Source organism: Bacteroides sp. An269 (genome assembly GCF_002159755.1).
Classification (GTDB): Bacteria; Bacteroidota; Bacteroidia; order Bacteroidales; family Bacteroidaceae; genus Phocaeicola; species Phocaeicola intestinalis.
The window spans coordinates 1-10,751 of the sequence record NZ_NFJG01000133.1 but is presented as its reverse complement, the minus strand read 5'-3'; the positions used below and the strand labels follow the sequence as shown (position 1 = coordinate 10,751).

Genomic DNA, 10,751 nt, shown 5'->3' with positions numbered 1-10,751 from the left:
TTACAAAGCTAATGAAAACCTTTAATAAAATAAAAAAATTCTCTGGATATTTGGATTACAACATAGAAGAAGCTGTTTTGAATTTCTCCAAAAAGTTTTTCTTGGCTTGGTGTATCCGTTTTCGTGTGTGCTTTGGGCGATTTTTTGGTCCTTTCCGCTCCTGTCCTTCGTCAGATAGCCCGCTATCTTCCTCATCACAGAAGCGGAAATCCCTCAAAAACTCATCCCAAATCATCGCACGATAAATTCAAAACAGCTTCTTAATTTCCTCTACCTTCTTCATGTTCGGCAACAATGGACCAGCGGACTGGAATTATGAATAAACGGATGTGGAATATCGCAGTCTTTAGGCTGTTGGATAAAATGTTTGTGTTTTCCGGTATTCATTAGGAGAGTGTCCTGTATGCTTTTTGAAAACCCGGTTAAAATGCTGTGAATATTGAAACCCTAGTTCGTAGGCTATTTGAGTAATGGTTTTGTCCGAACCTAAAAGCAGCTCCTTGGCGGTGTCAATGATTTTATTCTGGATGTATTCTTGTGGCGTTTTGCCTGTTTCTTTTTTTATGAGGTCTCCAAAATAATTGGGCGATAGGAATACTCTCTCTGCAAAGTATCTCACTGTGGGAATACCTTCTACTTGGGTCTTTCCGTTGTGGAAATAGTCATCCAGCAACGATTCAAAACGTGTCAGGACATCCTTGTTGACTTCTTTCCGAGTTTCGAACTGTCGGTTGTAGAAACGCATACAATAATCCAGTAGTAGTTGTATATTTCTGGTTATCAGTCTTTTGCTTAGTTTGTCTATCGGGTGCATCAATTCTGCTTTTATGTTTGTCAGGCAGTCAAGGATGGTGTTTTGTTCTTCATCCGAGAGGTGTAATGCTTCGTACGAACTATATGCAAAGAATGAATATGATTTGATTTCTTGCCCCAGTGATGTGCCTTTTATCAGATCAGGGTGGAACAAGAGGCCTTTAGCCTTGGGCTTTACTCCTTTCTGAAGTTCTGTTTCTGCAACTTGTCCAGGTGCGAAACTGACAATGGTTCCGTCTTGATAATCGTAAGTCTGCTTGCCATAGCGGATATCTCCACATCGGGTATCTTTTAGAAACAAGGCATATATTCCATAATTGATGGTGAAATGAGTAGGAAAGTGTGTGGCTTCGCTCAGGTCGATAACATTTACCAGCGGATGGAGTGATTCTAATCCGAATAGTTGATTGTACACTTCTACCGAATCCATTTTGATAAAATCTTCTTTCATATGCGTGTATATTTTACGTAGCAAAAATACATATTTTGTGGAAAAATGCTATGCTTGATGGAATAGAATCTGTAATTAAGGTACAAATCTCCGTAATTTTTCTCCATAAGAATCAGGCTCTTGCTGCAGATTTTGCTGTGATTGTGTGTGTAAAGCATCGGAAATATCTGAAGTTTTTGGTATTATGGCTTCCGGATATGAGAAAAAAACAGCCAGTTACGCGATATTGAGTGCTTTTTTTACTAATTTTGCAATTCGAACGAAATCTTGGAGAATAATCAAACAAAAGACATATCTATGGCAAAAGAACTGAAAGAACTGACCAAAAGAAGCGAGAATTATTCGCAATGGTACAACGATTTGGTAGTAAAGGCAGACCTGGCAGAGCAGTCGCCCGTGCGTGGCTGTATGGTAATCAAACCTTATGGGTACGCCATCTGGGAAAAAATGCAGCACCAGCTGGATACAATGTTTAAGGAAACGGGACATGTGAATGCTTACTTCCCGTTACTTATTCCAAAATCATACTTGAGCCGTGAGGCAGAACATGTGGAAGGGTTCGCTAAAGAATGTGCGGTGGTCACTCATTATCGCCTGAAGAATGCCGAGGATGGTTCGGGTGTCATTGTCGACCCGGCAGCTAAACTGGAAGAAGAACTGATAATCCGTCCTACTTCGGAAACCATTATTTGGAGTACCTACAAAAACTGGATTAATTCGTATCGTGACTTGCCTATCCTTTGCAATCAGTGGGCAAATGTAGTGCGCTGGGAAATGCGCACACGTCTTTTCCTGCGTACAGCCGAGTTTCTGTGGCAAGAAGGACATACGGCGCATGCTACCCGTGAGGAAGCCGAAGCCGAAGCACAGAAGATGTTGCACGTGTATGGTGATTTTGCTGAAAAATACATGGCAGTGCCGGTCATTAAAGGAGTGAAGAGTGCCAACGAACGTTTTGCCGGAGCATTGGATACTTATACCATTGAAGGACTGATGCAGGACGGTAAGGCTTTGCAGTGTGGTACATCCCATTTCCTGGGACAAAATTTTGCTAAGGCATTCAATGTGCAATTCGTCGATAAGAACAATAAGCTTGATTACGTATGGGCTACTTCATGGGGAGTGTCTACCCGTTTGATGGGGGCACTTATCATGACTCATTCGGATGATAATGGTTTGGTTCTTCCTCCACATCTGGCGCCGATTCAGGTGGTCATTGTTCCTATTTACAAGAACGATGAGCAGCTGAAACAGATTGATGCGAAAGTGGAAGGTATTGTCACGAAACTCCGTAATATGGGGGTTACCGTGAAATATGATAATGCCGATAATAAGCGTCCGGGATTTAAGTTTGCCGATTACGAGCTGAAGGGTGTTCCCGTACGTTTGGCAATGGGTGGCAGAGACCTTGAAAACAATACCATTGAACTGATGCGCCGCGATACGTTGGAAAAGGAGACCCGCTCATGCGACGGTATTGAGGAATACGTAAAGAATCTGTTGGAAGAAATTCAGGAGAATATCTACCAGAAAGCCTTGAAATACCGCAATGAACACATTGTGAAAGTGGATACTTACGAACAGTTCAAGGAACAGATCGAAAAGGGCGGATTCATCCTTGCACACTGGGATGGTACGACTGAAACTGAAGAACGTATCAAGGAAGAGACGAAAGCAACCATCCGTTGCATCCCGTTCGAAGCAGACGAGGAAAGTCTGACACCGGGCGTCGATATGGTAACAGGTAAACCTTCGGTACGCCGCGTATTGTTTGCACGTGCTTATTGATTATTTTTCTTCCTGAGGATTGGAGTTTTGCTTTGCAGGATTCCAATCCTGATTGGAAACAGGGAAAGGAGTATTAGAAGTTGGCTGATAGTGAGAACATGTTTTTGTCTTGTATCAGTTTAGAGATATTGTATAAAAAACAGTGTCGGCAGAGTTAATGTTTTATCTCTAGCTGACACTGTTTTTATTTTTATGGAGCTGGTTGCTGCAATGCTAACCTGATCCAATGTTGCTTGCGAATCAGATAAAATTGATTATTGATTCGCCTTATGGTTAAATTATTTGAACGAATTATTTGTCGATGTTAATGCCTTTATTACGCAAAGTTAACGCCATCAGACGAACGTAATCGGCATACTGCTTGTCATTTAATGTCTTTTTCATCAACTTCAAATTTCCATAAACCGCATTACGGACTTTCTGGTCAGTATCTTTAGACGATCTGTTCGCTAACTTCATTTGTTCCTGAAAGTAATCGCAGATATCTGCAACTTCTTCATTCTGTGCTGAAGTTAATTTCAAATACTTATTCAGTTTAGCCTTGTTAATAGATCCATCCCATTTGGCAACAGCAGTTGAATCATTTACACCGTTAGCAAATACTGATGCAGAAAACGCTAAAGCAGCTACTAATGTTAATCCAAACTTTTTCATAATACCTAAATTTTAAATGTTACCTAAAAACTTGTTACCTTAAAACAATTACGTTATCTTTTTAAATCTAGTTTAGCTCGAGCTTTATCTTTTTACCACTGCAAAGATAAGAATATGTTGAATAACATAAAAACAATATTGGAGAAAATCACAAATAAAGGTGTCATTTATTGATGTAAATCAATATCAATATAGCAAAATGTATGTTTTTGAAATGGAATTGTAATATTCTAAATGTGTTATCTGAAAAAGAAGCGACCTTTTGTAAGATTAATGTTGCCATAAACAATAGTTCGTTAAAATGATAAGTTTTCTTTAGATGAATGTCTGCCATTCAGCCAATGCATCATCTACGAAAACGAAGATATACTTCATAAGCCATTCCAGTTAGCTGCTACAGCCTGAAATGTCAAATAAGTATATCTTCATTTAAAGCACATTATTAAAAACATTCGTTTCCTTTAGTTTTTTATTCTTGTGCACTCTTTTTCATTCGCAGTTCGTAGAGGTCGCTGCGACGGTCGCGTAGGTTGCGTACACTTCCGTAGGTGTGAAGCTCGTTCAGCAGGTCAAGGTCGACATCCGATACCAGAATCATCTCGGTATTCGGAGTAGCCTCGGCACGTTTGCCATCGGTCGGAAAAGCGAAGTCGCATGGCGTGAATACACCCGACTGGGCATATTGGATATCCATGTTATGCACGCGGGGCAGATTACCGACACTTCCAGCTATCACCACGAAACATTCATTCTCGATGGCACGCGCCTGGGCACAGACACGTACACGTGAATATCCGTTCTGTGTATCGGTGAGGAAAGGCACGAAAAGGATTTGCATCCCTTGGTCTGCCATCAGTCGGGAGAGTTCGGGGAATTCGACGTCGTAGCAAATCAGTACGCCGATTTTTGCACAGTCGGTATCGAAGGTACGTACCATACGTCCACCACTCAAGCCCCAGCTCTTTACCTCATCGGGGGTGACATGGACTTTTTCATACATTTCGTAAGTTCCGTCACGGCGGCAGAGGAATCCTACGTTGTACAGGCTTCCGTCATCTTTTACGTAAGGCATGCTTCCGGTGATGATGTTGATGTTGTAGCTGATGGCAAGCTCAACGAAGCGGTCACGTACTTCTTCGGTGTATTGCGCCAGGGCGCGGATGGATTGTGCCTCACCCATATCGTTAAATTTAGCCATCAACGGAGCATTGAAATATTCGGGGAAAAGTACAAAATCGCTCTTATAGCCCGAAACGGCATCCACGAAAAACTCTACCTGTTCAAATACATCATCAAGAGTCTTGTATGAACGCATCTGCCATTGCACCAGGCCTACGCGCACGGTAGTTTTTTTGTCTACATACGAGTCGGTAGGTGGTTGATAGTAAATGTTGTCCCATTGAAGGAGTGTGGCGCAATGACGCGATTCCTCGTCGTTGGGCAAGTAGTTGCGCATCACACGGCGCACGTGGAAGTCGTTCGATAACTGGAAGGTGAGTACAGGGTCATAAATCTCGCGCAGGCGTACTTTTTCGATGTACTCTTTCGGGCGCATCGTGTCGGCATACTTGTGATAGTTTGGAATGCGTCCGCCAAACATAATTGCTTTCAGATTCAACTTTTCGCACAGTTCTTTTCGGTAGTCATACATGCGTCGTGCCAGGCGAAGACCTCTGTATTCGGGGTGGATAAACACTTCGATGCCATAGAGGATGTTCCCTTTCGGGTTATGGGTATTGAAAGTTTCATTGCCAGTTACTTTGGCATAGGTATGGTCGCCTTTCACCATGTCATAGTCAACGATAATGGAGAGCGCACAGCCTACAATCTTGTCGTCTGCCACGGTCACGATTTGCCCTTCCGGAAAAATGGCAATCAACTTCTTTATCTGAGCGCGTGTCCAAAATACGTCCCGGTCGGCGTACACGCGTGTGAATGATTGTGCCAACTGGTCATAATCTTCCATCCGCAAGTTGCGGATTTCTACTTTGTTGATTTTATGTGTCTGTTCCATAATGGTTATAATTATCAATGTGGCAAAGTGGGTTGGTATACAACATTACTCGTATATTTCCACCTTGTCGTTAGTATATCTTTATCTGTTTCTTGTCAAATAAAGCCGGTGGGTGATACATGCCGGAAGTTCTTCCTGGTAGTGTGTCACCATAATTAAAGTTTTGCCTTGGCGTTGGCAAAACGCCTCGATGATGTCTTTCACCATCCGGCGGTTGAACAAGTCGAGTCCGTGAAGTGGCTCGTCTAATATCAATAACTCGGGATCTTTCACAAAAGCGCGTGCCAGTAATACGAGGCGTTGTTCACCACTGGAAAGTTGTAAGAAACTGCGGTCTTTCAAGGCGAGGATACCGAAGATGTCCATCCACCATTCACACATGGCACGGTCGGCGTCACTCCGCTTTTTGTATAGCCCGATGGAGTCGTGCAGGCCGCTTGCCACGATGTCGACAGCTGGTAGGTTTTTCAAATAGGCGCGGTGCATTTCAGGGCTGACGTACCCGATGTGCCGTTTGATTTCCCAAATACTTTCTCCGCTTCCACGCTTTCGTCCGAAGAGAGAGATGTCACATGCATAGCTTTGCGGATTATCGGCACATACCAGACTGAGTAGGGTAGACTTGCCTGATCCGTTGTCGCCGCTTAAGGCCCACCGTTCGCCGCAGCGCACAGACCAGTCGAGGTCTTTCAGTATAGTGCGGTTTCCGTAACGGATGCTCACCTTGTTCAGGTCAACGATGTGGTCACTGTGATATAAACCTTCGGCATATGGCAGATTCAGGATGCGTGCGCGTTTTTCCTCAGACAATACACGAGCTGGGATTTCAGGATGCGAAGCCAAGTATTCAGAAAGTGTGATTTTCTTTCCGCATACTCTGTTGGACACAGGCACTACGTGGGTGATAAACGCAGGGATATCATCCGACTTCGAAAGCACAAGAATGACTTGTAGGTGGGTTACCTCGGTGAGGCGTTTCAACAAGACATGCAGCAAGTCGCGCGTCTTGGCGTCTAGGCCAATGAACGGATTGTCCATAATCAGCACCCTAGGATGACTCAGCAAGGTCTTGGTGAGTTGGAACTTACGGAGTTCGCCACTTGAAAGAAGGATAATATGCTTGTCGAGCATCGCCTTGATGCCGAACAAGTCAAACAAGTTTTGTTTTAACGTTTCATCCTTACACTCGGGGAGCAAGTCGCGTACAACAGGCGTGTCGTCCAGGTCGTGTGCATTCCAGCGTTGTTGGTAATAATATGTAGCATCGGAGTCACCATACGAGTCGCGGAAGGTGATATACTTGATGTTATCGGACACCATTTTCGATGCAGAAGGCGAGAAGTCATATTTCACTTCGTTCATTAGCAAGGGATAACGTCCGGTTAGGGTGTCAACCAGCAGGCTCTTTCCTCCACCGTTGGGTCCGACGATGGCGATGTGTTCACCTTCGTTGAATTGCAGGTTCACTGGTTCTTTCATCCGGTATGCCGGATGGCGGGTTATGCCGTTTTCGATGGTAATGATATGTTGCATTGTTTTTTATATTATAATTGAACACAAAGACGCAAATACGCAGAGTTGTTATTGTTAAAGCAAAGTTTCCTGTTTTTAGAGAAGCAGAGCATGTGGAGAGATAATTCTCGGCAAATCTCTGTGGGTTTGGTTTTTCCTAAAAAGGAGTTCTTCGCGATTTTGTGTCTTAATGTTCTTGTTTCCATAAATCATTGGTGTATTATCGTAGCTGAGCGAGGAGCTACTTGGAGTTGGTTCCCCGTTATTGTGCCAAGTCCCAGTACCAAATCAACTTTTCCATTCTGGCATACCACCCAATACTTTCCTTCTGGGATATTCACTTTTACGGCTTCTGTGCGTGCATTGAGCACTACTATTGTGTTGAGCCAAGCGTCTCCACATGGGTTCCCTTTCAGGCGGAAAGCCACAACGCTAGAAGCAGGCACGGGGATAAATTCTAAATGTTCTCTTATCAAAGCAGCATCTCCCATGCGGAAGGCTGGATGCCCCTTGCGCATGGCTATCAATCCTCGGTAATAATCGAATACGTCACGATGCAATGCCTTGTCATTCCAGCGGATGGCATTTACTTCATCTGGCAGGTTATACGGGTTAGGTTTCCCTTGTCTTGTGCGCAAGAATTCATCTCCCGCGAACAAGAACGGCACTCCTTGCGAGGTAAGGAGGGCAGTAGCCGCCAGTTTTTGCAGCGAACCTAGTTCCTGCACTGAAGCTCCTGGAAGTGTTGCCTTCAAACGGTCGGTGAGGCACAAGTCATCATGGCAACTGACATAGCTGATGAATTGCAGTGGAGAACCCGTACATGAGTCATTGGGAGTCAAGGGATATGTGCCTCCCGATATGCCGAAACGTACGCCTTGTTCGTGGTTTGGTCTGCCAATCAGGAAAGCCCCTTTCTTGTCATTTCCGAACGGCCCGCGCAAACTATCGCGGAATTCGTTGCGGAAGACTGCTATTCCGGGCATTTTGTTCACGTTCTCTTTCATGGCGAGCAGGTCGGGCGAAAGGCTTGGAACTGATGCCGCCCATCCCTCGCCGCAGATGAAGATGGCAGGGTCAATACGGTCAAGTGCATGACGTACGGCACGCATTGTCTCTGCATCGTGTAAGCCCATCAAGTCGAAACGAAATCCGTCGATGTGGTACTCTTTTGCCCAATAACAGACTGATTCCACAATAAAGCGGCGCATCATCGCCCGTTCGCTGGCAGTTTCGTTTCCGCATCCCGATCCATTAGCAAAATTTCCTTTCGCATCCTTGCGATAGAAATATCCTGGGACAGTACGTTCAAACACACTTCCTTGAATAGTAAACGTATGATTATATACTACGTCCATAATTACACGGATACCCGCATTGTGTAAAGCTTGTATCATCTGTTTAAACTCGCGGATACGCACTTGGGGATTATAAGGGTCTGTAGCATATGAGCCTTCAGGCACGTTGTAATTCTTCGGGTCATATCCCCAGTTGTATTGGGTACGTTCGGGATGGCTTTCGTCGATGGAAGCAAAGTCAAACACAGGCATCAGCTGTACATGCGTTACCCCTAGCTCTTTCAGATGTGCAAGTCCTGTATGTTCTCCCATCCATGTATGTGTAGTATCTTCTGTCAAGGCAAGGTATTTACCCCGGTATTTCATGCCTCCTGTGCTATCCGTGGTAAAATCGCGTAAGTGCATTTCGTAAATGATGGCATCTTGCAAGCTTTTTGCCGTCGGACGGCGATCGTTCTCCCAATCGGTGGGGTCGGTTTCTTTCATATCGATAATGGCTGCCCGGTTTCCGTTTACGCCCACTGCCTTTGCCCATAGTCCTGGTGTGTCACCTTGCCACACATCGTTTATCCGCACATTAAAAGTATAGAAACAGCCTTTTAAATCGCCCTCTACCGATGTTCTCCACATACCGTCTTCGGCCGGCTCCATGTCAACCATTCGTTTTGCAGACCCTCCTTGTCCGGTTTCATACACTAGCACTTTTACTTGTTGGGCGGTAGGTGCCCACAAGGCGAAACTGGTATGCAAAGGGGTATATGTCATTTCTTCCCACTTCCCTTCGTATACTGGATACTCATCGTAGGAAGCATACGAAACAGAATGTGGCTGGCAAGCGAAAATCATTGTAGTTAACATTCCCATCAACAATATTGTTTTTATATTCATTGTCTGTATATTTATTACTCATCACAGATGGTGCAAATATTAAAACTTCTATGTGCTGCTGTGGTGAACAAGCTTACATCATTTCACGATCTTCTCCGGATGTTTCCGAAGATAGTCTTTCCATCCCGAATAGGCATCGGGAAGTGCCGGACGCCCCATCTGTAAGTAATGGCAATAGGCGGCGCCCAGTGCATCGGTGGCATCCATAAAGGGACCCATTTCTGAGTCGGGGATGTGGAGCATCCGTTTCAGCATATTTGCTACCTGCTCTTTGCTGGCCTGTCCGTTTCCCGTTATCGCCATCTTGATTTTCAAAGGTGCATATTCGGTTACGGGGATATCACGGCACAAAGCTGCCACTATCGCTACTCCTTGCGCACGTCCCAGCTTCAGCATAGACTGGACGTTTTTTCCGAAGAATGGGGCTTCAATGGCAAGTTCATCGGGCAGGTACGAAGCGATGATGCCCTGCACGCGCTGGTAGATATGTTTCAGTTTCAGATAAGGGTCACCGCATTTGCGAAGGTCGATGACTCCCAGTGTTATCACTTCAGGCTTAATGCCGGTCACTTTCAAGACACCATAGCCCATAATGTTCGTGCCCGGATCGATGCCCAGAATAATCTTTTCCCTTACAGGCTGTATCACGCGATGACCTCCATCAAGGTAGGAAAACCTATCACCTTGTCTTTAAACGTTCTTTTTAGTTCCTCATTCAGGTGTGCTCCCACCTGCGTGTGCCAGCGGTGCAGTGCGGCACTGTCTTCCACTTCCCATTGCAAAGAGAAGCACTCGCTGTCCTGCTCCTTATGGCTCAGGATGCGCAAGATGCGCGGGTTGCTCAACTCTCCCGATTTTTCTGCCTCGGGAATATAACATTCGTGAAGCCAGATGACGAAATTGCGTGCGTCAGCCATCTCCACGTGAAAGGTCGTATTGTAAATCAACATAATTTTTGAGCTTTAAATTACCCTGCAAATTTAGATATAAATCTCGATTTATAGGCTAGAGTGAGAAGAAAAAAGTCAAGCCTTCATGGTTCTTTCATTTAAAGTCGTGTAAAAGGTCTTGTTTTGGCATAAGTGAAGATATGGCTTATTTTCTTTGATTTTCAAAGTTTTTCGGTAATGTGACTGATGAAGCCATGTCCGAAAGGATTCTTCATTCATTGGCGGTTCTATCATGAACAGATTAGTTTTAGCACCGATATTGTCGCATCTACAGTAAGAAGCTGTTTTGAATTTCTCCAAAAAGTTTTTCTTGGCTTGATGTATCTGTTTTCGTGTGTGCTTTGGGCGATTTTTTGGTCCTTTTCGCTCCTGTTCTTCGTCAG

General features: G+C 44.5%; 10 protein-coding genes. 1 reads left to right on the top strand and 9 read right to left on the bottom strand.

Annotated elements, in window-relative coordinates; translation table 11 throughout:
• Positions 1-55: 55 nt before the first annotated feature.
• Together B5F71_RS20460 and B5F71_RS17135 are read right to left on the bottom strand one after the other, a co-directional pair.
• A complete protein-coding gene (locus B5F71_RS20460) occupies positions 56-235 on the bottom strand; it encodes a hypothetical protein (RefSeq protein WP_158098133.1) in 180 nt (59 codons plus the stop codon).
• 111 nt (positions 236-346) lie between these two features.
• The gene (locus B5F71_RS17135; RefSeq protein WP_087212722.1) at positions 347-1,264 is read right to left on the bottom strand and encodes a helix-turn-helix domain-containing protein; all 918 of its coding nucleotides are present in this window, start codon (positions 1,262-1,264) and stop codon (positions 347-349) included.
• A gap of 297 nt (positions 1,265-1,561) precedes the next feature.
• Between B5F71_RS17135 and proS the strand changes: the two genes are divergently transcribed.
• Positions 1,562-3,052, top strand: coding sequence for a proline--tRNA ligase (gene proS / locus B5F71_RS17125; protein ID WP_087212719.1), 1,491 nt, complete (start codon positions 1,562-1,564; stop codon positions 3,050-3,052).
• 291 nt (positions 3,053-3,343) lie between these two features.
• Here proS and B5F71_RS17120 read toward each other — a convergent pair whose 3' ends face one another.
• From B5F71_RS17120 to B5F71_RS20455, 7 genes are all read right to left on the bottom strand, one after another.
• Positions 3,344-3,706 (bottom strand): hypothetical protein, encoded by a 363-nt coding sequence (locus B5F71_RS17120; RefSeq protein WP_022039147.1) that lies wholly within the window; start codon positions 3,704-3,706, stop codon positions 3,344-3,346.
• Positions 3,707-4,175: 469 nt separating this feature from the next.
• Positions 4,176-5,720 carry a carbon-nitrogen hydrolase family protein gene (locus tag B5F71_RS17115; RefSeq protein WP_022039148.1) on the bottom strand — a complete coding sequence of 515 codons (1,545 nt, stop codon included), beginning with the start codon at positions 5,718-5,720 and terminating at the stop codon, positions 4,176-4,178.
• 81 nt (positions 5,721-5,801) lie between these two features.
• On the bottom strand, positions 5,802-7,253 hold the full coding sequence (locus B5F71_RS17110) for an ATP-binding cassette domain-containing protein (RefSeq protein ID WP_087212716.1): 1,452 nt from the start codon (positions 7,251-7,253) through the stop codon (positions 5,802-5,804).
• Between the two features lie 188 nt (positions 7,254-7,441).
• Positions 7,442-9,418 (bottom strand): type I pullulanase, encoded by a 1,977-nt coding sequence (gene pulA / locus B5F71_RS17105; protein WP_087212712.1) that lies wholly within the window; start codon positions 9,416-9,418, stop codon positions 7,442-7,444.
• A gap of 78 nt (positions 9,419-9,496) precedes the next feature.
• Positions 9,497-10,066 (bottom strand): crossover junction endodeoxyribonuclease RuvC, encoded by a 570-nt coding sequence (gene ruvC / locus B5F71_RS17100; protein WP_022039151.1) that lies wholly within the window; start codon positions 10,064-10,066, stop codon positions 9,497-9,499.
• On the bottom strand, positions 10,063-10,368 hold the full coding sequence (locus B5F71_RS17095) for a DUF4286 family protein (RefSeq protein ID WP_022039152.1): 306 nt from the start codon (positions 10,366-10,368) through the stop codon (positions 10,063-10,065). Before B5F71_RS17095 ends, ruvC begins: the two co-directional genes overlap by 4 nt.
• A gap of 75 nt (positions 10,369-10,443) precedes the next feature.
• Positions 10,444-10,751 (bottom strand): hypothetical protein (locus tag B5F71_RS20455; RefSeq protein WP_158098132.1); only part of this gene is annotated, 308 nt, incomplete at its 5' end.

Coding starts and splice junctions, on each gene's coding strand:
- B5F71_RS17120 (WP_022039147.1), bottom strand. CDS start 3,706: ATGAAAAAGTTTGGATTAACATTAGTAGCTGCTTTAGCGTTTTCTGCA.
- pulA (WP_087212712.1), bottom strand. CDS start 9,418: ATGAATATAAAAACAATATTGTTGATGGGAATGTTAACTACAATGATT.
- B5F71_RS17110 (WP_087212716.1), bottom strand. CDS start 7,253: ATGCAACATATCATTACCATCGAAAACGGCATAACCCGCCATCCGGCA.
- B5F71_RS17095 (WP_022039152.1), bottom strand. CDS start 10,368: ATGTTGATTTACAATACGACCTTTCACGTGGAGATGGCTGACGCACGC.
- B5F71_RS20460 (WP_158098133.1), bottom strand. CDS start 235: ATGATTTGGGATGAGTTTTTGAGGGATTTCCGCTTCTGTGATGAGGAA.
- B5F71_RS17135 (WP_087212722.1), bottom strand. CDS start 1,264: ATGAAAGAAGATTTTATCAAAATGGATTCGGTAGAAGTGTACAATCAA.
- proS (WP_087212719.1), top strand. CDS start 1,562: ATGGCAAAAGAACTGAAAGAACTGACCAAAAGAAGCGAGAATTATTCG.
- B5F71_RS17115 (WP_022039148.1), bottom strand. CDS start 5,720: ATGGAACAGACACATAAAATCAACAAAGTAGAAATCCGCAACTTGCGG.